The sequence below is a fragment of the Mesorhizobium sp. WSM4829 genome (genome assembly GCF_055811475.1).
This window is the reverse complement of sequence record NZ_JBVVQJ010000021.1, coordinates 1-22,451: the sequence shown is the minus strand read 5'-3', so window position 1 is coordinate 22,451 and position 22,451 is coordinate 1. Positions and strand designations below refer to the sequence as shown.

Here is a 22,451-nt window from a genome sequence, read left to right as displayed (position 1 = left end):
ATCCGGAGATGGAAAAATGCTGTTTGCGCTGATTTGCAAGGACAAGCCTGGAAGCCTGCAGGTGCGGCTCGATACGCGGCCCGAGCATGTTGCCTTTTTGGAGGGACTGAACGGCGATAACAAGCTGGCCTTCGCCGGTCCGTTCCTCGACGCCGACGGCAAGCCGAACGGCAGCCTCGTCGTGGTTGAGGCGCCCGATCTGGAGGCGGCAGAAGCGCTATCGGCGGCAGACCCCTTTGCCAGAGCAGGGCTGTTCGAAAGCGTCGAAATCCGGCAATGGAATTGGACCTTCAACAAGCCAGTGAGTGCATGACTCCGAAAATCGGAATCGATTTTCGGAAAGGATCATGCGCAAAATCAAAGTGCTACAGCGTCCTTTGCGCGTCTGAAAGACGCGCGGCGCTGCAGCTGATCTCCAGCCGCGGAGGAGCAAAAAATGAACTACTGGCTGTTCAAATCCGAACCCTCGGTCTTCTCCTTCGAGGACCTCAAGGCGAAGGGCAAGGCCGGCACGCAATGGGACGGCGTGCGCAACTATGCGGCGCGCAACAACATGAAGGCGATGCAGATCGGCGATCTCGGCTTCTTCTACCATTCCAACGACGGGCTCGACGTGGTCGGCATCGTCGAGGTCTGCGCGCTGGCCCATCAGGACACCACTACTGACGATCCGCGCTGGGAATGTGTCGATATCCGCGCCGTCAAGGATGTGCCGAAGCCGGTGACGCTGGAGCAGGTCAAGGCCAACCCCAAGCTTGCCGAGATGGCGCTGGTCCGACTCGGACGGCTTTCCGTGCAGCCGGTGACGCCGGCCGAATGGAAAGAGGTCTGCCGCATGGGCGACCTGACGCCGGCGCCGTGACGGCGCTGACGCCAAACAGCGCGAGAAACTTCATCCTCGACAACACGGCGCTGATGGCACCGCCGCATGTGCCGGAGATGCTGCTGCATCTGGCCGACGAGGCGCATGATCTGTGGCAGCGGACAGAGGACGAACTGGCCGAAATCGGGCTGCCGCCGCCTTTCTGGGCCTTCGCCTGGGCCGGCGGCCAGGGCCTTGCCCGCTACATCCTCGACAATCCGTCTGATGTGCAGGGCAAGCGCGTGCTCGACTTTGCCTCCGGTTCCGGCCTTGTCGCCATTGCGGCAGTGAAGGCCGGCGCGGCAGAGGTGATCGCCGCCGACATCGACCCGTTCTGCGCGACCGCGATCCGCCTCAACGCCGAGGCCAATGGGGTCGGTATAATGTTTCTTGGCACCGACTGCATCGGAACCGATGCGGGCTGGGATGTGGTCCTGGCCGGTGACGTCTTCTACGACAAATCCTTCGCCGACCGGCTGAAGCCATGGTTCGCGACGCTCAAGGCGCGTGGCGCCGACATCCTCGTCGGCGATCCCGGCCGCTCCTATCTGCCGAAAGCTGGACTGGAGCCGCTCGCCGTCTACGAGGTGTCGGTAACCCGGGCGCTGGAAGACGCGCTGGTCAAACGCACCACCGTCTGGCGGTTTTCTTGACGGCATCGCCGAACAGGCGTTCCATCACGCTTCGATTTTGAGAATACGCATGCCGTGGTCCCAAAACCGCTGGGCACCCCCCGGCTCGGGCCCGGGGGCATGCTTTTGAGCGACATGCTTCCGGGGAGGAAATCATGGATTTTTCAGCAGTGAACTGGCTGGCGGTGATCGTCGCCGCGGTGGTGGCGTGGTTGTTCGGCGCTGCCTGGTACATGGGCCTGAGCAAGCCGTGGCTAAAGGCCACCAGGCTTGATCCGGCGACCATGAGTAAATCGCCGCTGCCCTTCGTCATCAGCTTCGTCGCGGAAATTGTCATGGCGCTCGTCATGTCTCTGATCGTCGTAGCGATGACCGGTGGCGAACCGAACCTCGTTGCCGGGCTCGTCTTCGGCTTCGTTCTCTGGTTCGGATTCGTCGCCACGACGCTATCCGTCAATCATCGCTACCAAGGGTTCGACTGGGATTTGACCATCATCGACTGCGGCCACTGGCTCGGCGTGCTGCTTATCATCGGCGCGGTGGTCGGCTGGTTCGGCGCGGCGGATGTCGCGGGCTGACGCTGCCGCCATGAAAATAGGGTCGACGACTGCCGGCTGATCACTCAGGGCGACCTGAAGCTCATCCAAGCGTCGGCTCCGGCTGCGGATTGTGAACTTCGTTGAGGAGCCAATCCCTGAACGCCACGATCCTGGGGTCGTTGGCGGATGCGACGGGATAGACCAGGAAGTAGGCGAAGTCGGGCGGAATCTTGATGCCAAGTTCGAAGGGCCGGATCAGCCGGCCCTCGGAAAGGTCGTTCGCCACCATGGCAAAATCGGCGAGCGCAACGGCATTGCCGTCGAGCGCGGCCTGAACGGCGTCGGTCGAGGTGCCGAACACGATCGTCCGGCTGTCGTCGAAATCGTCGACGCCGGCCGCCGCCATCCACATCCGCCAGTTTGGCCAGGTCACGCCCTGTCGCGCCCACTCGATATGGGCGAGCGTGTGATGGAAGAGATCGCGTGGCTCGCGCAGCGGCGGGCCGGAGGCCAGCAGGCTGGGGCTGCACACAGGGATGATGATGTTGTCGAACAGCCGGTGGGTGCAAAGTCCCGGATATTTTCCCGCGCCGAAACGGATGCCGACATCGACGTCGTCCAGGTCGAAATCGCGCAATTCGGAGGCAATGTCGAAGCGGAGCTCGATGCCCGGTCGCTGCTTGCGAAAATCATCGACGCGTCGCATCAGCCATTTTGTCGCGAACTGGGCGTCGAGTGTCACTTTCAGCAACGCCGTTCCACGCGCCAGCTTGTGCGCCCGTGAGACGGCGCGGCCAAGCAGGTCGAGCGCGTCGGTCGAGGCCTCGAACAGCACCGCGCCAGCCTCGGTCAGCCGGATGGTGCGGCTGGTGCGCGTGAACAGCACGATGCCGAGTTGATCCTCGATTTCCTTGATCTGGTGGCTAACCGCGGCCGGGGTCAGGCCAAGTTCGTCCGCGGCGCGGGTGAAATTGAGGTGCCGGGCGGCTGCTTCCAGCGTCCTCAGTGCACGGGTTCCTGGCAGCAGGCGCACCATCAGAATAGGACGAGGAGAGGCCGGTCGAGCATTTTCAATCCTCAAACAAAACTTGAAGATGCAGAGAAAACTACTCGTTTCTCGTTTTAATTTCAATCCGTCATGATGTGACCATCGAACAAATATCAAACCGGACTTGATGTCCGGAGAAGCCGGATTACACCATGTCTCACATCGTCTTGAGTCCTGTAACCATCCGCCCGGCCTGGCTGCGCGCGGTGTCTGATTGGTTCCGCCATGCAAAAATGGCGGTCAACCTTCCGCCCGAGAACGTCGACGACCTTTCGGACCGCCAATTGCGCGACATCGGCGCCGAACGCAAGGATGTCGCGCGCGCGATGGATCGGGAACTCGGCCGGTTGGGTCTGCTCGATATCGGCTGGCAGAGGAATAGGCAGTAGGCAGTAGGCAGTAGGCAGTAGGCAAAGAAAAAGGCAAGTGGGCGCGCCTGCGCAACCCTACTGACACTTTCTTCCTGCCCTACTGCCTACTGCCTACTGCCTACTGCCCTACTGCCCTACTGCCTACTGCCTACTGCCTACTCCCTCACCTCACCACCCTCATCACCGTGCGGTCCGACAGCAGCGGCAACAGCCGGGCCATCGTGCGTGCTGTCACCGCGACGCAGCCTTGCGTCGGTGTGAAGTCGGGGCGGGCCAAATGAAAGAAGATGGCGCTGCCGCGTCCGCGGCGACGCGGCGCAATGTTCCAGTCGAGCACCAGGCAGGCGTCATAAAGGCGGTCGGCGCGCAGCATTCGCTCGTGGCTGGCGCCATAGGGAATCTTGACCGGACGGTTGTAGTTGCGGTCCTCAGGCACTTCGCACCAGCCGAGATCGCGACCGATCGGCGCCATCGCCAGCCGGGTTTTGCGGCCGCCGGGAAAATGATCGTTACGGAAATATCCCGACAGTATCCGCATCGACCCGAGCGGCGTGGCGCCATCGCCTTCGCGCTTGCCGGCCGATATGCCGCCGCGCCCCAGCGCACAGGAAAACACCAGTTTGCCAGCCTGCAGAAGTCCCTGGCTGGGGTGGCCGGGCCTGGCGCGCACGGTGAGAACACGAAGCCCTTTTCGCAAAAATGCGCTCGCCTCATTGCACGCGCGTTTTTTCTTGTATGATCGTGCCACGGAACAAATCATTGTGATCGGCTGTTGTGCCGGTCAGCTTCCGCATAAACAGGCAGCGGTCAACTGAATTTTCTTTTCAAAACAACGGATTGATCCATGACTTCACGCACCATTCTGATCGTCGACGACGATGACGACCTGCGCGGCACGCTCGTCGAGCAATTGTCTCTCTATGAAGAATTCGACGTCCTGCAGGAATCAACCGCCGCCAAAGGCATCGCCACGGCCCGCGGCGGCATCATCGATCTGCTCATCATGGATGTCGGCCTCCCCGACATGGATGGCCGAGAGGCGGTGAAGATACTGCGCAAGGGCGGCTACAAGTCGCCTATCATCATGCTGACAGGACACGACACCGATTCCGACACGATTCTCGGCCTCGAAGCCGGCGCCAACGACTATGTGGTCAAGCCGTTCCGCTTCGCGGTTCTCCTCGCCCGCATCCGTGCCCAGCTTCGCCAGCATGAGCAGAGCGAAGACGCCACCTTTTCGGTCGGCCCCTACACTTTCAAGCCTAGCCAGAAGCTTCTGATCGACCAGCGCGGCGCCAAGGTGCGGCTGACCGAAAAGGAAGCCTCGATCATCAAGTATCTCTATCGCGCCGACCAGAAGGTGGTGACGCGCGACGTGCTGCTCGAGGAAGTGTGGGGCTACAATTCCGGCGTCACCACGCACACGCTGGAAACCCATGTCTATCGGCTGCGCCAGAAGATCGAGCGCGATCCTTCCAACGCAGAAATTCTTGTGACAGAAAGTGGTGGCTACAAGCTGGTTCCTTAAATATTTAATCATTCAATCAGCGGTTAGGGGAGGCGCCGCTTTCGGGTACGATCCAGAGACTGGAGGTGGTTCTGGATCGAGCTCGCTGACGCAACGGCCAAAAAACCGGACTCGTTTTTGGAAAGCCCGATGCGTCGATTTTCAAAGCGTTTAGAGCGTCCTTTGCCGCGTCCAAAGGAACGCTCGGCGCTCCAATGGAGGGATTGGACTGGCCGTTCGGGGACACAGCTAGATGGCGTTGGATGACGACATCCGCATCCTGTCCGCCGTGAGGCTCTTCGAGAGCTTCACGGAGGAACAGCTGCGTCTGCTCGCCTTTGGCGCGGAAACCACCAGGCTGCAGGCCGACCACAAGCTCTATCGCGAGGACGACGAGGCCGATTGCGCCTATATCGTGGTCAGCGGGCGCATCGTGCTGTATCGCGAGCAGGATGGCGCCCGCGTCCCGATAGGCACGGCCGGCCCTGGTACGATGCTGAGCGAACTGGCGCTGATCGCCGACACCAACAGGCTGACCAGCGCATCTGCCGAGATCGATTCGGAAGTGCTGCGGCTCAGCCGCAAGATGTTCCACCGCATCCTGGAGGAATACCCCGATATCGCGGTCCATCTGCACCAGCGCATCTCCGAGGATTTTCTGGCAATGATCCGCCGCATCGAGAAGCTGGCGCCGCGTTTCGACGACTGAACGGGGATAGGATGTGAGACGGCGAAGCTGCCAATCTCCCCCCTTGTGTCCCCTTGTGGGGGAGATGTCCGGCAGGACAGAGGGGGGCGCTGTCCAGCCGGCATCGCGAGATTCTGCGCTGTCGCGGCGCTCAAAAGGAACGGCATGGATCCTCGGGTCTGCGCGGTTCGCTTCGCTCCCGCTCGGCCCGAGGATGACGAAGCCGTGGAGGCTAATCCAGGTCGAACCGCGCTATGACCGGCACATGGTCCGACGGCCGTTGCCAGCCGCGCGCCGGCCGCAGGATCTCGTAGCCGGCAAAGCTCGGCACCAGGTTCGGCGACGACCAGACATGATCGAGCCGCCGGCCGCGATCCGACGCTTGCCAATCCTGCGCGCGATAGCTCCACCAGGTGTAGAGCTTCTGCTCGTAAGGCACGTTGAGCCGCATCAGGTCGACCCAGTCGCCGGCGAGCCGCATCGCCTCGAAATTTTCCGTCTCGACCGGCGTATGGCTGACCACTTTCAGAAGCTGCTTGTGCGACCAGACATCGTGCTCGAGCGGCGCGATGTTGAGGTCACCGACCAGGATCGAGCCGGACACTTCGTCGTGCTCGGCGCGGATGGCGTTCATTTCGGCGACGAAATCCAGCTTGTGCTTGAACTTGCGGTTGATAATGGGGTCGGGCTCGTCGCCGCCGGCCGGAACGTAGAAATTGTGCAGCAGGATCGCCTTGCCGCCGGCCCGCACGGTGACCGACAGATGCCGGCAGTCCTCGATCTCGCAGAAGCGGCGCTTTTCGACAATCGCGATCGGCCGGCGCGCCACCGTCGCCACGCCGTGATAGCCCTTCTGGCCGTGGAAGGCGATGTGCTGATAGCCGAGCTTGCGAAACGCCTTCTCAGGAAACAGTTCGTCCGGAACTTTGGTTTCCTGCAGGCAGAGCACGTCCGGTGCCTGTTCGACAAGCAGGCGTTCGACGAGCGGCATGCGCAGGCGGACGGAATTGATGTTCCAGGTCGCGATCGAAAAGGGCATGTTTGGGATTCCGGGACAGCGCAAGGTCCGCCGGATGGCTCCGACGGGAACGAGGTCTTTCAAAGTCAATCCCGGAAACTACTGCCAGCCGCCCACCGCAAAAACAAGCCGGCCGCGCCCGCAGCGCGGCCCGGGCTGGCACCAGGATTCGCTGAGATTCAGGTCAGGCCGAGTCGAGAATGGTGGGTTCCGAGAACCGGAGCGGAGCGTACTTAAGGTACGTGAGCACCGGAAGCGCAGGAAACCGCCATTCGCAGGCCGGCCTCACCTGAATAACAGCGGATCCTACCGCGACTTGGTGTTCAGTTCGCGGTTGGCCGTATAGTCGATGGCAAAAGTGTCGGGGGCGAAGCTTACGCCTTCCCTGACGTTGAAGATCATCACCGTCGTGTCCTTGCCTTGCGCGTCGGTGATCGTCCACTGGCGCAATTCGTAGGTTTTCGGATCGAACATCATGGTGATCTTCGAACTGCCGAACACCGATTTGTCGGCGAGTTGGATGGTGGTGACGTCGTTCTCTTCCTTGACGCTTTTGACGCGGCCGCCGGAGAGGTCGATCCTGGTGTCGAGCAGCAGCTTGAGCGGCGTTTTCGACAATGGGTAGAGATCGGACGTTTTCAGCCGCTTGTTCAGGATGACCACCGACTTGCCGTCGGAAATCACCCGGAAATTCGACGTCCCATCATAGTTGAAGCGTATCTTGCCCGGCCGTTCCAGGAAGAACTTGCCGCCGGTCTGCTCGCCCTTGGGTCCGAACTGCACGAATTCGCCGGCCATCGATTTGACCGAGGAAAAATGGTCGGCGATCTTCTGCGCGGTGGCTGGCACCGCCGCTTGCGCCGACGCCAGCAACTGGACCCCGGGCACGACATTGATGGCCGCGGCACCGGCCAGGACCAGGCCGAGGCCAAGCAGTTGGCGGCGGGTCGGGGCAAAATCGCTGATCGTGGCGAAGGAAGAGTTTTTCATGCCGGTTACTCTCGTCTGGTTCATCTGTTGTCGCAGTGTTTGGCCCCCCAGTTGGGCTTAAGTTTGGCGGCCGAACAGCGCTTGGTCGTTGCAAACGCGCCAGAAGGTTCAAAGTTGCTGCCGTCAGGTTGCAGCCGCGAAAATCCTGTCGGTTGGTGCCGGGCGGATCAGAACTTGTCGTCCTCCGTCGGCACCAGAATTTCGCGTTTTCCGGCATGGTTGGCCGGGCCGACAATGCCTTCCTTCTCCATCTTCTCGATGATCGAGGCGGCGCGGTTGTAGCCGATGCCGAGCCGGCGCTGGATGTAGCTGGTCGAGGCCTTGCCGTCACGCAGCACCACCGCAACCGCCTGGTCGTAGGGATCATCGGAATCCTCGAAATTGCCGCCGCCACTGCCCGAGCCACCCTTACCCGACGGCTCGTCGTCGTCCTCGTCATCATCCTCGGTTATGGCATCGAGATATTCCGGCACGCCCTGCAGCTTCAGATGCGCGACGATCTTCTCGACCTCGTCATCGGAAACGAAGGGACCGTGAACGCGCTGGATGCGGCCGCCGCCGGCCATGTAGAGCATGTCGCCCATGCCGAGCAGCTGTTCGGCGCCCTGCTCGCCCAGAATGGTGCGGCTGTCGATCTTCGACGTCACCTGGAAGGAGATGCGGGTCGGGAAGTTGGCCTTGATCGTGCCGGTGATGACGTCGACCGACGGCCGCTGCGTCGCCATGATGACGTGGATGCCGGCGGCGCGCGCCATCTGCGCCAGGCGCTGCACCGCGCCTTCGATGTCCTTGCCGGCGACCATCATCAAATCGGCCATCTCGTCGATGATGACGACGATGTAAGGCATTGGCTCGAGATCGAGGTTTTCCGTCTCATAGACCGCTTCGCCGGTCTGGCGGTCGAAGCCGGTCTGCACGGTGCGCGAGATTTTTTCGCCCTTCTTCTCGGCCTGTTGCACCCGCGCGTTGAAACCGTCGATGTTGCGGACGCCGACCTTGGACATTTTGCGGTAGCGGTCCTCCATCTCGCGCACGGTCCATTTCAGCGCCACCACCGCCTTCTTCGGATCGGTGACGACAGGCGTCAGAAGATGCGGGATGCCGTCATAGACCGAGAGCTCGAGCATTTTCGGGTCGATCATGATCAGCCGGCAGTCCTGTGGCGTCAGTCGGTAGAGCAGCGACAGGATCATGGTGTTGATGGCGACCGACTTGCCCGAGCCGGTGGTGCCGGCGACCAGCACGTGCGGCATCTTGGCGATGTCGACGATGACCGCCTCGCCATTGATGGTCTTGCCGAGCGCCAGCGCCAGCTTGGCCTTGGTGGTCTCGAAATCGCGGCTGGCCATGATTTCCCTGAGATAGACGGTCTCGCGCTTGGCGTTCGGCAGTTCGATGCCGATGGCGTTGCGGCCGGGCACCACGGCGACGCGGCAGGCGATCGCGCTCATCGAGCGGGCGATGTCGTCAGACAGGCCGATGACCCGCGACGATTTGATGCCGGGCGCCGGTTCCAACTCGTAAAGCGTGACGACCGGGCCGGGGCGGACATGGATGATCTCGCCCTTGACGCCGAAATCCTCCAGCACGCCCTCGAGCAGGCGGGCATTCTGCTCGAGCGCATCTTTGGACAGGCTGGCGTCGCGCACGACGTTCTTCGGCTCGGACAGGAAATGCAGCGACGGCATTTCGAATTGTTCGGAGCCGATCAGCGAGGACTGCGCTTCGCGCTGGACGCGCGCGCCCGGAACCGGCCGCGGCGCCGGCGCCGCGACACGGGTGGCGGCATCGGAGCGGAACGGTTGCACCCTTGCATTGGGAGGAGTGCTGCGCGCGGGCTCCGGTGCAAAATCCATGTTATCGTCATCGTCGAAAACATCGGCGTCGTCGAGCGAGGCGCTGCGGTCGTTGACCATGGCGGCGAAGAATTCCGGCTCGACGCGGGCGCGGCCATCGGCACTCATCCGCGATTCGGCGAATTCGGCCGATTCGACCCGTTCGGCAGCGCGACGCCAGGCGCTGGCGCGCGGCTCCGGTTCGAAATCGTCGCGCTCACGGCGGCGGGCGGCGCGGCGGCGGAGAAAGGCCCGCAACGACAGCCACCAATGCGTGATCGCGCCAAGCGCCAGAATGCCCTCGTCGCCCTCATCCTCGTCATTGTCGAAAAGCAGGTCGTCCTGGTCCCTCGGATCGGCTGCGGCCGGTTGCTCCAGGACGGCGAAACCGTTCTTGCGTGCAATCAGCGCCGAGCCGTAGGCAAACAGCCACAGTGCCGGCGCGGCCAGGAGCACGGCGAGCACGCTGGCGATGAGACCGGTCGGATAGCCGCCGACGACGAGGCCGGGAATCTTGAGCACCATGTCGCCGAACACGCCGCCGAGACCGGTCGGCAGCGGCCAGGTCTTGGGCGGCACCACGCAGCCGGCCATGGCCGCGGCAAGCACCGCGTAGCCGAACCAGGCGAGCCCGCGCTTCGGCAGCCTGTCGACGCCGCGTGCCGAAAACAGCAGAGATCCCCACACCACCGCCGGCACCAGCGCCGCGACCGCGGCAAGGCCGAAGAACTGCATGGCTAGGTCGGAGAAGACAGCGCCCACATAGCCCATGGCGTTGGTGACGATGTTGTCGGTGGCATGGGAGAAGCTTGGGTCGGCGACGTTCCAGGTGGCGAGGCTGGCGACGCCGAAGGCGACCAGCGCAAACAGGCCGGCGCCGAGCAGCCGGCCGACCTGACGCCGCGCGAACGCCCTGATGCCGTGCTCCGTATCGGCCAGCGCAAGCGGTGCTGAAGCCCCTGAACGCATTCGTCGTTCCCCGTCTGTCTTGGACTGGCCGGACGCATGACGCACTCCGGCAGATTCGGATGCCAGACTATCGGCGGGAAGGTTAAGGCCGCATTAACCATGGGTGCGTGCCGGCGCTCCCCGAGTGGAAACCGGTCACACAAATGGCGGGCAGGCTGGCCCGGCCGATGTTTCATCGCCCAAGATCGATCAGGCGCCCGATCAAGCGATTGTGACCGAGTCTGGACTGCCACCGGCGTCGCGGCATCGCACGAAAAAGAGGCCCGGAACCGGTCCGGGCCTCAATGCGTGAGCCCTTTTCAGGAGCGTCACGACGGGAGGGAAGGTGTTGGGCGGCCGAGGCCGCCCCAGACAAGACCCACAGGTGGCCTGGCTTACGGGTGATAGGCCGCTTCGCCATGCGCGGTGAGGTCGAGCCCTTCGCGCTCTGCATCGGCTGTCGGGCGCAAGCCTACGATCATATCGACGATCTTGTAGAGAATGGCGCTGCCGATGCCCGACCACAGGACGGTTACCAGGACACCCTTGAACTGCGACCACAACTGGGTCGCCGTGCCGGCATAGCCGGCGGCGAAGTCGGCCGTCGAATAATCGACGATGCCGGCGCCGCCGAGGGCGGGATTGACCAGGATGCCGGTGCCGAGCGCGCCGATGATGCCGCCGACGCAGTGGATGCCGAAGACATCGAGGCTGTCGTCGTAGCCGAACTTGTTCTTCACGACCGAGACGAAGAAGTAGCAGACGCAGCTGGCGACGATGCCGAGCACGATGACGCCCATCGGTCCGCCAAAGCCGGCGGCGGGCGTGACGGCGACAAGGCCGGTAACAGCGCCCGAAACCGCGCCAAGCATGGAGGCTTTGCCGCGCAGCAGCGTTTCGAGCACGATCCAGGTCACCGCCGCCGCGGCTGTGGCGACGAAGGTGTTGACCATGGCCAGCACCGCATAGGCGTTGGCTTCGAGGTTCGAACCGGCGTTGAAGCCGAACCAGCCGACCCACAGCAGCGACGCGCCGACCATGGTCAGTGTCATCGAATGCGGCGCCATGACGTCCTTGTTGTAGCCGATGCGCTTGCCGATCATCAGCGCGCCGACAAGGCCGGCGATGCCCGCATTGATGTGGACGACGGTGCCGCCGGCGAAGTCGATGGCGCCGAAGCTGAAGATGAGCCCCGACGGGTCGCTGTAAGCGCTCGGGCCGCCCCAGAACCAGACCATATGCGCGATCGGGAAGTAGACGAATGTGACCCACAGGATGGTGAAAAGGATCACGGCCGAAAACTTGACGCGTTCGGCGAAGGCGCCGACGATCAGGGCAGGCGTGATGCAGGCGAAGCTCATCTGGAAGATGACGAACACCAGTTCAGGAATGGCGACGCCCTTGGTAAAAGTTTCCGACACCGTCGTCACGTCGACGCCGGCGAGAAACATCTTGGAAAGGCCGCCGACGAAGGCGTTGCCGGGGGTGAAGGCAAGGCTGTAGCCGTAGAAAACCCAGACGATCATGACCACGCTGGTGATGGTGAAGACCTGCATCAGCACCGACAGCATATTCTTGGCGCGAACCAGGCCGCCGTAGAAAAGGGCAAGGCCGGGAATGGTCATCAGCAGCACCAGGATGGTGGAGATCATCATCCACGTCGTGTCGCCCTTGTCGACGGTAAAGGCCGGCGCTGCTGGCGCGGCCGGTGCGGCCGGCGCCGCTTCCTGCGCGAATGCGGCGACCGTGCCCAGCGCTGCGATAGCGAGTGAGCCCAGCAGCGCGGTGCGCGCCACCGACTTCAAAGTAGAAGGAATATTCATTGAACTCTCCATTGGAATACGTTTCCGCAGCTCAAAGCGCGTCGGTGTCTGTTTCGCCGGTGCGAATGCGCACCGCCTGGTCGATGCCGAAAACGAAGATCTTGCCGTCGCCGATCTGACCGGTCTTGGCCGCCGCAGTGATGGCTTCGACGGCCTTGTCGACCATGTCCAGGCCGACCGCGACTTCGATCTTGATCTTCGGCAGGAAGCTGACCGCGTATTCCGCCCCGCGATAGATTTCCGTGTGTCCCTTCTGACGCCCGTAGCCTTTGACTTCGGTGACGGTCAGGCCCTGGATGCCGACTGCGGTGAGCGCTTCGCGCACCTCGTCGAGCTTGAACGGCTTGATGATTGCCATCACGATTTTCATAAGGTTTCACCCTTTACTGTTGCGGGTCCCCCGCGTTTGCACGACTTCGCCGATCCCCATGAGAGCCGGAGAGTGCCCGCTAGGATTCAAGCTCCGTGCCAGTTGCCGAAGCAGGGTGTTAAGCTGCTGTTAAATAACGACTTGGGGAAGGTTCGTCGGCTGACTGTTCATAGTCGCGGCAGCGCAGCTGATTAAAAAGTAGGCAATTTTGCAAAATTGCCTATTCCGCGGGCGGCCGCTTCAGCCTGATCAGGCCTTCCTGGGCAACCGAGGCGATCAACGTGCCGTCGCGGGCAAACAGCGACCCGCGCGTGAACCCCCGCGACCCTTGCGTCGACGGGCTGTCCTGCGTGTAGAGCATCCAGTCGTCGAGTGGATGGCTGCGATGGAACCACATGGCGTGATCGAGGCTCGCCGCCTGGATGTCGCTATCGAAGATGGCGCGGCCATGCGCAAAGGTCGAGGTATCGAGCAGCGTCATGTCGGAAAGATAGGCAAGCACTGCCGCCTGCGCGGCGCGATCGCCCGGAACCGGGCCGGTCGTGCGAATCCAGATGTTCTGTTTCGGCTCCAGCTTCTCCCGGCTGGTGTAATGCTCCAGCATCACCGGCTTCATCTCGATCGGCCGGTCACGCTCCCAATAGCGCCTGATGCCGTCGGGCACGGCCGCGCCGAACTTGCCGATCAATTCGCGCTGCGACAGCAACGTGTCGGGCGCCGGCACGTCCAGCGGCATCGGCACCTGGTGCTCGAGACCGACCTCGTCCTGCTGGAACGAGGCTTCCAGCGAAAAGATCGCCTGGCCGTGCTGGACCGCCACGACACGCCGCGTGGTGAAGGAGCCGCCGTCGCGGATGCGGTCGACCTGGTAGATGATCGGCACCTTGGTGTCGCCCGGCCGCATGAAATAGCCGTGCAGCGAATGCACGTGGCGTTCGGGCTCGACCGTTCGCTGGGCTGCGACCAGCGCCTGGGCGATGGTCTGGCCGCCGAAGACACGCTGCCAGTCGAGTTTGGGGCTGCGACCACGGTACAGGTTGTGTTCCAGCTGCTCGAGGTCGAGAATGCCGAGAAGCTCGTCCATGGCCGCCGTCATGTTTCGCGCCCCCGTGTCGTTTTGATTCCGAAGTTCGCCTTAATTTCGATATTTCACTCGAAGCGAGCTTCAGAAGCCGCAAAAGTGTTATGGCGGTTTCCGACAGGAATGACGGGCAGTCAAGGCCGGAAAGGAATTTGGCCGGAAAGGAATTTGCCATGGTCGACAAGGCGGGAACCGCGCTCGACATTCTGGTCGCCGGCGCCGGCTATGTCGGCCTCGCCGCCGCCGTATCGCTGAAACAGGCACGACCGAGCCTGGCGGTCGCTGTCGTCGACGCCGCGCCCGCCGGCATCTGGCAAAAGGACGGCCGCGCCTCGGCGATCGCCGCTGCCGCTTGCCGCATGCTCGACCAGCTCGGCGTCTGGGCCGAGATCGCCCCCGAGGCGCAGGCGATCACCGAGATGATCGTCACCGATTCGCGCACCTCCGATCCGCTGCGCCCGGTGTTTCTCACGTTCGATGGCGAGGTCGCGCCCGGCGAAGCGTTTGCGCATATGGTGGCCAACCGGGATTTGAATGGCGCCTTGCGCCGGCGCGCTGAAACACTCGGCATCGACATCATCGAAGGCGTCGCCGTCAGTGCCTTCGACGTCAACGGTGCCGGCATCACCGTGCATCTTGCCGACGGCGCGACGCTGAAGGCGCGGCTGCTGATTGCCGCCGACGGCGTCAACTCGAAGCTGCGCGACATGGCCGGCATCAAGACGGTGAAATGGGACTACGGCCAGTCCGGCATCGTCTGCACCGTCGCGCATGAACGGCCGCATAATGGCCGCGCCGAAGAGCATTTTCTGCCAGCCGGCCCGTTCGCCACGCTGCCGCTCAAGTCGGACAAGGACGGCACCCACCGCTCGTCGATCGTCTGGGTCGAGCGGTCGGAAGACGCCGAAAAACTGGTCGACGGCGACGACCTCGTCTTCGAGCACGAGCTGGAACAGCGGTTTGGCCTGAAGCTCGGCGAAATTCGCGTCGCCGACAGGCCGCGTGCCTGGCCGCTCGGCCTGACCATCGCCCGCGATTTCGTCGCGCCGCGCATTGCGCTCGCCGGCGACGCCGCCCACGGCATCCACCCGATCGCCGGCCAGGGCCTCAATCTCGGTTTCAAGGATGTGGCGGCGTTGGCCGAAGTGGTGGTCGAGGCCGACCGGCTCGGCCAGGATGTCGGTGCACTCGACGTGCTCGAACGCTACCAGCAGTGGCGGCGCTTCGACACGCTGCAGATGGGCATCACCACCGATGTCCTGAACCGTCTGTTTTCCAACGACATCGGCCCGTTGCGCGCCGTCCGCGACATCGGCCTCGGTCTCGTCGAACGCATGCCGCGGCTGAAGGATTTCTTCATCCGCCAGGCGTCCGGTCTGTCCGGCGACACGCCGAAACTGCTCAAGGGCGAGGCGATCTGAACCCGACTGACGGGCCGGCATCACCTGAATATCAGCACACCCTTAGTTGACCTCGAAGCCGAGCTTCTGGCGCAGCCGCAGTATCCTCTGGTCGGATATTTTTTAGGGGTTGCTCACCAGCCTGCGCCGCGCGGTTCACCATCTGCAGCAAATCGTTTCGCTCAGTCACATCGAGACGTTCGCGCAGGAACGGCGCCAGTTTGTCGATGACGATCGTGGCATCGTCGATCTGGGACGCCGCCCATTTGGCGTAGACCACGGCCTCATCGGTCTTCTTGTCGTCTGCAATCTCCGAAATCACCGACCGAATCACGGCTTCGCGCTGCGACAGGACAGGGCCGTTCTCGGCAATGATGGCGGTGATCAGCGTCGCGGCCGCCACGACCGGATCGTCGATCGCCGTCAGCGGTGAGAGCGCCGCCTGCTTGCGCAACCTCTTGCGCCGAATGTTGCCTTGCACACGCCCGACGACGTCCGCGACCTCGCGCGCCGCATCGTTCATGGCCTTCATCCGATACCACCAGAACGCCGCCGCTCCCAACAGCCCAATTGCAGCAATCAGTATATGCATGCCCGAAATCCCCCAACCGCAGCGACGATAGGAGAAGTGCTGTCTCGCTTCAACACGCAAAAGTTGCGCCCGCCGAAGAAATCGAATCCGCCGGACGCAACCGGAATAATGTTCAGGATCCCGGCACGTTGTAGATCGCCCTGACCTCGATGGTGCCGATTTCGGCCAGCGGAATCCCGCCGGCAATCTCCAGCGCCTCGTCGATATCCGCCGCCTCGATCATGACGAAGCCGAGCAATTGCTCCTTGGTCTCGGCGAAGGGACCATCGGTGATCAGCCGCTTGCCCTTGCGCCGGCGCACGGTTTTCGAGGTTTTTACCGACTGCAGCGCCTGCGCGATGATCAGCCGGCCGCTTTGCTCCACCGATTTGTCATAGGCCAGCGAGTCGGCGTCGAGCCTGGCCAGCCTCTCCGGGCTCATTGCGTAAAGGTCTTTTTCCTCACCATAAACCAGGCAAACATATTTCATCTCTCATCTTCCTTGTTGGGACGAACTGTTGGCGACGAAGGTCCCAGCCGGGCTTTTGACCGCCGCATGGTCGAGAAGGGATACCGCAACCCCTATCATGGCGACCGCAGCAAGCAGTCGACCGAAACCGGAAAATTGCCGATCCAACCGGTCAGGTTCCTGTTCAGCCGCCTTTCGGCCGGTGTCACCCCAGTGAGCAGAAAACAGATTATTCATGGTGTCCTCCATTCGGCCACGAAACCCGTGGCCGCCCACAGGACGGCCGAGGCAGATGGAAATCGACATTTTTGCACGCGGATTTTTTTACGCGTCGCCATTGGCGCGAAAGCACGGGTGGCCTTCGTGCCCGCGCGCGCTATAGTCGACCAGACGCCGATCACGGCTCAGCCACCACAATCAAGGAGGAATTCATGGACCGCACCGCAAACGCCGTCTGGAAAGGCAATCTGAAAGAGGGCAACGGCACGCTCGACACGCAGAGCGCGGCTCTGAAAGGCACGCCCTACTCGTTCAAGGCGCGGTTCGAGGATGAAAGCGGCAAGGCCGGCACCAATCCGGAGGAACTCATCGCCGCCGCGCATGCCGGCTGCTACGCTATGCAGTTCTCTCACTTCCTGGCCGAGAACGGCACCCCCGCCACCGAACTCGACGCCAAGGCGGTGGTGACCCTGATTCCTGGCACGGGGATCACAGGCAGCGCGCTCACGGTGGTCGGCAAGGTGCCGGGCATCGATGCGGCGAAGTTCCAGGAGCTGGCCGAGAAGGCCAAGGCCGAATGCCCGGTCTCGAAGGCGCTCGGCGCCATAAAGGTTTCGCTCGACGCCAAGCTCGGCTGAGCAGATGGCATGAGGTGATAAACGCCGGCTCCAAGGCCGGCGTTTTCATTTGTGGGGCGTAGGCAATCCTTCACGTCCCTCCAACGCCTCAAAGGTCATCAGCGTCCGTCGCCAGTCAGCGCGTCGATGCGTGCGCGCAGCTGTGCGACCTCTTCCTCGAGAGCCTGCACGCGCGCTTCGAGATCCGAGGCCGGCGAAGGCGCTTGCAAGAGCGCTGCGGCAGCCGACAGCTGCACCGGCCCGCCCAGGAGATGCACATAGCGGTCCTCACGCTGGCCGGGACCACGATCGATCTGCTGAACGAGCGGCGGCTTGCGGCCGATCAACAGGTCGAGATTGCTGCGAAGCTCGTCGATGGAGGGCAACCGCGCCATGCGCTCGCTTCGCGCCAGCAATTCATAGGCGGTTTGCGGACCGCGCAGCAACAGCAGCCCAAGCAGCGCAATCTGCGCCGAGGTCAGCGAAAAGCGCTGCGCGACGACATGCTCGTAGCGCTCGACACGCGAGGCAAAGACCTGCCTGACCAGCCCCTTGTGCTCGAGTTGGCCAAGCGCTCGTCTCACCTCGACAAGCTCGACCGACATCACCGGCTCGCGCGCCGTCTTCTGGTTGGCGGCGGCAAGTGCCGCATTGAGCGTCAGCGGGTAGATGTCGGGCGTCAGTTCCTTCTTTTCGATCAGGCAACCGAGCACGCGCGCTTCGACGGGAGAGAGGATGGGGAGTTCGGTATCGGTCATGGGTCGGCTTCCTTTGAAGTCGGCGGGACAGCGCCGGCGCGAAGGATCACTACCGACGAGATGATCCCTGCAGCAACCCGTCCGAAGCTAGACCCTTCTCTCCACCATCATCTTCTTGATCTCGGCGATCGCCTTGGCCGGGTTCAGCCCCTTGGGACAGGTCTGGGCGCAGTTCATGATGGTGTGGCAGCGATAGAGCCGGAATGGGTCTTCGAGATTGTCGAGCCGTTCGCCCTTGGCCTCGTCTCGGGAATCGATCAGCCATCGATAGGCCTGCAGCAGCGTCGCCGGACCGAGATAGCGGTCGCCGTTCCACCAGTAGCTCGGGCATGAGGTCGAGCAGCAGGCGCACAGGATGCATTCATAGAGCCCGTCGAGCTTTTCGCGGTCCTCATGGCTCTGCAGCCATTCCTTGGCCGGCTCGGGCGACACCGTCTTCAGCCACGGCTCGATCGAGGCGTGCTGGGCGTAGAAATTGGTGAGGTCTGGCACCAGGTCCTTGACGACCGGCATATGCGGCAGCGGATAGACCTTGATCGCGCCGGAAATGTCGTCGCAGCCCTTGGTGCAGGCCAGCGTGTTGGAACCGTCGATATTCATGGCGCAGGAGCCGCAAATGCCCTCGCGGCAGGAGCGGCGCAGCGTCAGCGTCGGGTCGATCTTGTTCTTGATGTAGAGCAGAGCGTCGAGCACCATCGGCCCGCAATCGTCCATGTCGACGAAATAGGTGTCCATGCGCGGGTTCTCGTCATCGTCCGGCGACCAGCGGTAGATGCGGTACTCCCGCAGATTGGTCGCGCCTTCCGGCTTTGGCCAGGTTTTCCCGGCCTTGATCTTTGAGTTCTTGGGAAGCGTGAGTTCGACCATTACCTCAGGTCCTTTCGGATGACGAGCTTCAGCCCGGACCAGATATCGTTCACGGCAGCGATCTTCACGTCGACAAGATCGAGCTTCAGCGCCTCGGCGCGGATGACGTCCTCGGTGACGTCGGTCGGCACTTTCGACGCCTTCTTCGGCCAGGAGACCCAGACCATGCCGTCGCGCTTGACGGCCATCTCGACATCGCTCAGGCGATCCTCGATCTCGGCGCGCTGCCGGGTGAAGGCATGGACGGCATCATATTTGTGGCGAATACCCGAGATCGCAGACCATTCGGCCAGCCGGTCGAGCTGGGCAAAATTGACGGCATCGGCGAGATCATCCAGTTCCGCCGGCAGCGCGATGAAGGCCGCCGTCATCCCGTCCTTGAAGCCAAGCTTAGCCGGCAGGGGCGTGCCGGAATATCCCGCTGTCGTCGACGCCAACCCTATTTCTCCGCGTGAACATAGAGGGAATTTACGAATCCCGTGCAACTGCCGTATACGCGCACTTCCACGGCTTTCCCTATAATTTGGCGTCTCGCGGCACGGGCTGGCAAATTCCGGTCTCCTACCACACACCTAACTGGCCCATTGCCTTTGTCGAACCAAAACCTGTTTGACGACTGCGCACTGGAGGCGTCCTTCCAAACCGGAATATCGTCCACTGCCTTTGAGTGCTTGTAGACGTCACTATAGATATAGACGGTATCGGCCGACGTCGCGCACCCGCTGACGGCAATGGAAAGTATCAAGATCGCCAGCAGTCTCATCTCAATACACCCTGGCCTTGGGTGCGATCTTGGCCAGGTTGATGCCGCCGTCTGCTTCCCTGAGCAGCGGCTCGGTGTGCACCGGCCGATAGCTGAGCGACACCCCGCCGGCCTCGCTGAGCCGGGACAGCGTGTGCTTGCGCCAGTTCGCATCGTCGCGCGCCGAAAAATCCTCCCGCGCATGTGCGCCACGGCTCTCCTTGCGCGCCTCGGCGGCGTAGACCGTGGTGATGGCGTTGGCCATCAGGTTTTCCAGCTCCAGCGTCTCGACCAGGTCTGAGTTCCAGATCATCGAGCGGTCGAACACTTTTACGTCCTTGAGCTCGCCCCAGATCTGCGAAATGCGCTTGCAGCCGCTTTGCAGCGATTCCTGGGTGCGGAACACCGCCGCATCGTCCTGCATCGCCTTCTGCATCTTTTCGCGCAAGACCGCCGTCGGCGTCGAGCCGTTGGCGTGGCGCAGCCGGTCGAAGCGGTCGATGATACTGTCGACCGAGGCTTCGTTGGGCGACGGGATCGCCGCGTTGCGGTCGATCACCTGGCCAGCCCGGATCGCCGCCGCGCGGCCGAACACCACCAGATCGATCAGCGAGTTGGAGCCCAGCCGGTTGGCGCCGTGGACGGAGGCGCAGCCGGCTTCGCCGACCGCCATCAGCCCGGGCGACACCTGGTCCGGATTCAAGGCGGTGGGATTGAGCACCTCGCCCCAGTAATTGGTCGGCACCCCGCCCATGTTGTAGTGGACCGTCGGCAGTACCGGGATCGGCTCCTTGGTCAGATCGACGCCGGCAAAGATTTTTGCCGACTCCGAAATCCCGGGAAGTCGCTCGTGCAAAACGGCCGGATCGAGGTGGTCGAGGTGGAGAAAAATATGGTCCTTGTTTTTGCCGACGCCGCGTCCCTCGCGAATCTCCAGCGTCATGCAGCGCGAGACCACGTCACGCGAGGCAAGGTCCTTGGCCGACGGCGCATAGCGCTCCATGAAGCGCTCGCCTTCTGAATTGACGAGATAGCCGCCTTCGCCGCGCGCGCCCTCAGTGATCAGACAGCCGGCGCCGTAGATGCCGGTCGGGTGGAACTGCACGAATTCCATGTCCTGCAGCGGCAGCCCGGCCCGCGCCGCCATGCCGCCGCCGTCGCCGGTGCAGGTGTGCGCCGAGGTCGCCGAGAAATAGGCGCGGCCATAACCGCCGGTCGCCAGCACCACCATCTTTGCCGAAAAACGGTGGATGGTGCCGTCGTCGAGGTTCCAGGCGACGACGCCGGTGCAGGTGCCGTCCGGCTCCATGATCAGGTCGAGCGCGAAATACTCGATGAAGAACTGCGCGTTGTTCTTCAGCGACTGGCCGTAGAGCGTGTGCAGGATGGCGTGGCCGGTGCGGTCGGCGGCCGCACAGGTGCGCTGCACCGGCGGGCCGTCGCCGAAATTCATCATATGGCCGCCGAACGGCCGCTGGTAGATCTTGCCCTCTTCGGTGCGCGAGAACGGCACGCCGTAATGCTCGAGCTCGTAGACGGCGGCGGGTGCTTCGCGCACCAGATATTCCATGGCGTCGACGTCGCCGAGCCAGTCCGAGCCTTTCACGGTGTCGTACATGTGCCACTGCCAGGAATCGGGGCCCATGTTGGACAGCGAGGCAGCGATGCCGCCCTGAGCGGCGACAGTGTGCGACCTCGTCGGGAAAACCTTGGTGATGCAGGCGGTGCGCAGACCCTGCTCGGCCATGCCGAGCGTGGCGCGCAGGCCGGCGCCGCCGGCGCCGACCACAACCACGTCGAATTTGTGGTCGACATAGCTGTAGGCGGACGCCGTGTTGGCGTTGTTCGCGTCCTTGGCCAAAATTTCAGCCTCCAAATGCCAGGTTGAGCAGGGCGAAGATCGAGGCGACGCCGACCACTACGGGAAAGAATGTGTTGAGGGCGAGCAGCGCCAGCCTCATGCCCTCGCCATGCACATAATCCTCGATGATCGCCTGCATGCCGAGCCGCATATGGTAGAGCCCGGACAACAGCACCAGGGCCAGGACCAGCGCCACGAACGGGTTGGCAAGTGCGGCGCGCACTTGCGCATAGCCAGCGCCGTTCAGCGCGATCAGAAAGCCGACGAAGAACAGGATCAACGGAATGTTGGCGATCGCCGTCAGGCGCTGGCGCCAGAAATGCTCCGTGCCCTCGCGGGCGGAGCCGAGGCCGCGGACCTTGGCCAGCGGCGTGCGCATGTCGGTGTTGTGGTGGCTCACGATCAGGCTCCCCGCGCCATGTAGCCGGCGATCCAGATCAGCAGCGTCAGTACGATCGAGCCGGCCAGTGTCGCCCAGGCGACCCTGGAGGCGGTGTCCTTTTCAAGACCGGCCCCGGTGTCCCAGATCAGATGGCGCACGCCGCCCAGCATGTGGTGCATCAGCGCCCAGGTATAGAACAACAGCACCAGCCGCCCCAGCCACGAGCCGAAGGCCCAGTTGACGGCATCGAAGGTGGATTGCGAGCTCGCCGCCGCCATCAGCCACAGCGCGACCAGCAGCGTGCCGAAATAGAGCGCCCCGCCGGTGATGCGATGGATGATCGACATCGTCATCGTGATCGGCGGTCGATAGACGGTCAAATGCGGCGACAGCGGCCGTTCACGTCTGGCAAATTCGCGGGTGGCTGGTGATTTGCTCATGGCTCCCCCAGTTCGGCGTCCCAAGTTCGGCGTCTCTTGGAGCCCCAGGTGGAAATGCGGCATTACCGCTTCCGGTTGCGACTTTGGACAGCCCGGTTTCTAATGCTCTTTTTGCACCGCGTCAAAGCCGGAAAATCGTTTCGAAAACGTAATTTAGTCTGACAAAAGGCGGTGTTTGGCTTCAATCGATTAGGGCGCAATCCAAAGCCGGCGCAACGTTCGCTGCAGCGCGGTATATGTTTTCGGTCCGGCGGCTTGGGGCATGTTTGAGATTCAGGTCAGGCCGCGCCGAAAATGGTGAATGCCGAGAACCGGAGCGGGGCGTACTTTCGGGTCCGTGTTGGGGTGGACGGCCCCCGACGGCATCGTGATGTGCCAGAATGAGGTCGTTGAAGATCTCAAGCAAGGGAGAC

At 62.8% G+C, this 22,451-nt stretch carries 26 protein-coding genes; 9 read left to right on the top strand and 17 right to left on the bottom strand.

The annotated features are described in order from the left end of the window. The first annotated feature begins 16 nt into the window (after positions 1–16). The 4 genes from AC0L17_RS20120 (at position 17) to AC0L17_RS20105 (ending at position 2,072) form a co-directional block, all read left to right on the top strand. Entirely contained in the window at positions 17–313 is a 297-nt protein-coding gene (locus tag AC0L17_RS20120; protein WP_128168672.1) for a YciI-like protein, read from the top strand. A 123-nt stretch (positions 314–436) separates the two neighbouring features. Beyond that, a complete protein-coding gene (locus AC0L17_RS20115) occupies positions 437–862 on the top strand; it encodes an EVE domain-containing protein (protein WP_027154811.1) in 426 nt (141 codons plus the stop codon). Positions 863–915: 53 nt separating this feature from the next. Next, complete coding sequence (locus AC0L17_RS20110) at positions 916–1,515, top strand: class I SAM-dependent methyltransferase (protein WP_198032686.1); 600 nt, start codon at positions 916–918, stop codon at positions 1,513–1,515. A gap of 134 nt (positions 1,516–1,649) precedes the next feature. Then, positions 1,650–2,072 carry a DUF1761 domain-containing protein gene (locus AC0L17_RS20105; protein ID WP_473517114.1) on the top strand — a complete coding sequence of 141 codons (423 nt, stop codon included), beginning with the start codon at positions 1,650–1,652 and terminating at the stop codon, positions 2,070–2,072. 61 nt (positions 2,073–2,133) lie between these two features. Here the strand turns inward: AC0L17_RS20105 and gcvA are convergent, their stop codons facing one another. Then, on the bottom strand, positions 2,134–3,069 hold the full coding sequence (gcvA, locus tag AC0L17_RS20100) for a transcriptional regulator GcvA (RefSeq protein ID WP_473517113.1): 936 nt from the start codon (positions 3,067–3,069) through the stop codon (positions 2,134–2,136). A gap of 164 nt (positions 3,070–3,233) precedes the next feature. Here gcvA and AC0L17_RS20095 point away from each other — a divergent pair, with 164 nt between their 5' ends. Continuing rightward, the gene (locus AC0L17_RS20095; RefSeq protein WP_473517112.1) at positions 3,234–3,470 is read left to right on the top strand and encodes a hypothetical protein; all 237 of its coding nucleotides are present in this window, start codon (positions 3,234–3,236) and stop codon (positions 3,468–3,470) included. 145 nt (positions 3,471–3,615) lie between these two features. On the opposite strand, the gene AC0L17_RS20090 is transcribed toward AC0L17_RS20095, so the two are convergent. Next, positions 3,616–4,212: a L,D-transpeptidase family protein gene (locus AC0L17_RS20090; protein WP_027155920.1), complete on the bottom strand. Its 597-nt coding sequence runs from the start codon at positions 4,210–4,212 to the stop codon at positions 3,616–3,618. 84 nt (positions 4,213–4,296) lie between these two features. Between AC0L17_RS20090 and AC0L17_RS20085 the strand changes: the two genes are divergently transcribed. Both AC0L17_RS20085 and AC0L17_RS20080 read left to right on the top strand, forming a co-directional pair. After that, positions 4,297–4,980: a response regulator transcription factor gene (locus tag AC0L17_RS20085; RefSeq protein ID WP_027155919.1), complete on the top strand. Its 684-nt coding sequence runs from the start codon at positions 4,297–4,299 to the stop codon at positions 4,978–4,980. 232 nt (positions 4,981–5,212) lie between these two features. Next, positions 5,213–5,668, top strand: a complete 456-nt coding sequence (locus AC0L17_RS20080) for a cyclic nucleotide-binding domain-containing protein (RefSeq protein ID WP_023800566.1) — start codon at positions 5,213–5,215, stop codon at positions 5,666–5,668. 211 nt (positions 5,669–5,879) lie between these two features. Here AC0L17_RS20080 and AC0L17_RS20075 read toward each other — a convergent pair whose 3' ends face one another. From AC0L17_RS20075 to tesB, 6 genes are all read right to left on the bottom strand, one after another. Then, positions 5,880–6,686: an exodeoxyribonuclease III gene (locus AC0L17_RS20075; RefSeq protein WP_202365383.1), complete on the bottom strand. Its 807-nt coding sequence runs from the start codon at positions 6,684–6,686 to the stop codon at positions 5,880–5,882. Positions 6,687–6,971: 285 nt separating this feature from the next. Then, complete coding sequence (locus tag AC0L17_RS20070; RefSeq protein ID WP_027155917.1) at positions 6,972–7,655, bottom strand: outer-membrane lipoprotein carrier protein LolA; 684 nt, start codon at positions 7,653–7,655, stop codon at positions 6,972–6,974. Positions 7,656–7,822: 167 nt separating this feature from the next. Continuing rightward, entirely contained in the window at positions 7,823–10,459 is a 2,637-nt protein-coding gene (locus AC0L17_RS20065) for an FtsK/SpoIIIE family DNA translocase (protein ID WP_473517111.1), read from the bottom strand. Positions 10,460–10,833: 374 nt separating this feature from the next. After that, positions 10,834–12,261, bottom strand: coding sequence for an ammonium transporter (locus AC0L17_RS20060; RefSeq protein WP_091592240.1), 1,428 nt, complete (start codon positions 12,259–12,261; stop codon positions 10,834–10,836). Between the two features lie 31 nt (positions 12,262–12,292). Next, entirely contained in the window at positions 12,293–12,631 is a 339-nt protein-coding gene (locus AC0L17_RS20055) for a P-II family nitrogen regulator (protein ID WP_023800571.1), read from the bottom strand. A gap of 220 nt (positions 12,632–12,851) precedes the next feature. Further along, positions 12,852–13,727, bottom strand: coding sequence for an acyl-CoA thioesterase II (tesB, locus tag AC0L17_RS20050; protein WP_027155914.1), 876 nt, complete (start codon positions 13,725–13,727; stop codon positions 12,852–12,854). Between the two features lie 158 nt (positions 13,728–13,885). On the opposite strand from tesB, the gene AC0L17_RS20045 reads away from it, so the two are divergent. Beyond that, entirely contained in the window at positions 13,886–15,133 is a 1,248-nt protein-coding gene (locus tag AC0L17_RS20045) for a ubiquinone biosynthesis hydroxylase (RefSeq protein WP_473517178.1), read from the top strand. Between the two features lie 31 nt (positions 15,134–15,164). Here the strand turns inward: AC0L17_RS20045 and AC0L17_RS20040 are convergent, their stop codons facing one another. The 3 genes from AC0L17_RS20040 to AC0L17_RS20030 all read right to left on the bottom strand — a co-directional run bounded on the left by AC0L17_RS20040 (position 15,165) and on the right by AC0L17_RS20030 (position 16,389). Then, positions 15,165–15,635, bottom strand: coding sequence for a hypothetical protein (locus AC0L17_RS20040; protein WP_473517110.1), 471 nt, complete (start codon positions 15,633–15,635; stop codon positions 15,165–15,167). Positions 15,636–15,816: 181 nt separating this feature from the next. Beyond that, on the bottom strand, positions 15,817–16,173 hold the full coding sequence (locus AC0L17_RS20035) for a YciI family protein (RefSeq protein ID WP_292409905.1): 357 nt from the start codon (positions 16,171–16,173) through the stop codon (positions 15,817–15,819). A gap of 3 nt (positions 16,174–16,176) precedes the next feature. Then, the gene (locus AC0L17_RS20030) at positions 16,177–16,389 is read right to left on the bottom strand and encodes a hypothetical protein (RefSeq protein WP_473517109.1); all 213 of its coding nucleotides are present in this window, start codon (positions 16,387–16,389) and stop codon (positions 16,177–16,179) included. A gap of 194 nt (positions 16,390–16,583) precedes the next feature. On the opposite strand from AC0L17_RS20030, the gene AC0L17_RS20025 reads away from it, so the two are divergent. Continuing rightward, on the top strand, positions 16,584–17,009 hold the full coding sequence (locus AC0L17_RS20025) for an OsmC family protein (RefSeq protein WP_287074707.1): 426 nt from the start codon (positions 16,584–16,586) through the stop codon (positions 17,007–17,009). Positions 17,010–17,107: 98 nt separating this feature from the next. Here AC0L17_RS20025 and AC0L17_RS20020 read toward each other — a convergent pair whose 3' ends face one another. The 6 genes from AC0L17_RS20020 to sdhC all read right to left on the bottom strand — a co-directional run bounded on the left by AC0L17_RS20020 (position 17,108) and on the right by sdhC (position 22,038). Further along, positions 17,108–17,746, bottom strand: a complete 639-nt coding sequence (locus tag AC0L17_RS20020; RefSeq protein ID WP_473517108.1) for a YceH family protein — start codon at positions 17,744–17,746, stop codon at positions 17,108–17,110. Between the two features lie 87 nt (positions 17,747–17,833). Then, entirely contained in the window at positions 17,834–18,613 is a 780-nt protein-coding gene (locus AC0L17_RS20015; protein ID WP_023800578.1) for a succinate dehydrogenase iron-sulfur subunit, read from the bottom strand. Continuing rightward, positions 18,613–19,050 (bottom strand): DUF3052 domain-containing protein, encoded by a 438-nt coding sequence (locus AC0L17_RS20010; protein ID WP_473517107.1) that lies wholly within the window; start codon positions 19,048–19,050, stop codon positions 18,613–18,615. The genes AC0L17_RS20015 and AC0L17_RS20010 overlap by 1 nt, the downstream gene beginning before the upstream one ends. Before the next feature lie 327 nt (positions 19,051–19,377). Further along, complete coding sequence (sdhA, locus tag AC0L17_RS20005; protein WP_473517106.1) at positions 19,378–21,216, bottom strand: succinate dehydrogenase flavoprotein subunit; 1,839 nt, start codon at positions 21,214–21,216, stop codon at positions 19,378–19,380. A gap of 4 nt (positions 21,217–21,220) precedes the next feature. Further along, positions 21,221–21,595, bottom strand: coding sequence for a succinate dehydrogenase, hydrophobic membrane anchor protein (sdhD, locus tag AC0L17_RS20000; RefSeq protein WP_473517177.1), 375 nt, complete (start codon positions 21,593–21,595; stop codon positions 21,221–21,223). Between the two features lie 23 nt (positions 21,596–21,618). Next, positions 21,619–22,038 carry a succinate dehydrogenase, cytochrome b556 subunit gene (gene sdhC, locus AC0L17_RS19995; RefSeq protein ID WP_077380892.1) on the bottom strand — a complete coding sequence of 140 codons (420 nt, stop codon included), beginning with the start codon at positions 22,036–22,038 and terminating at the stop codon, positions 21,619–21,621. Between the last annotated feature and the right edge of the window lie 413 nt (positions 22,039–22,451).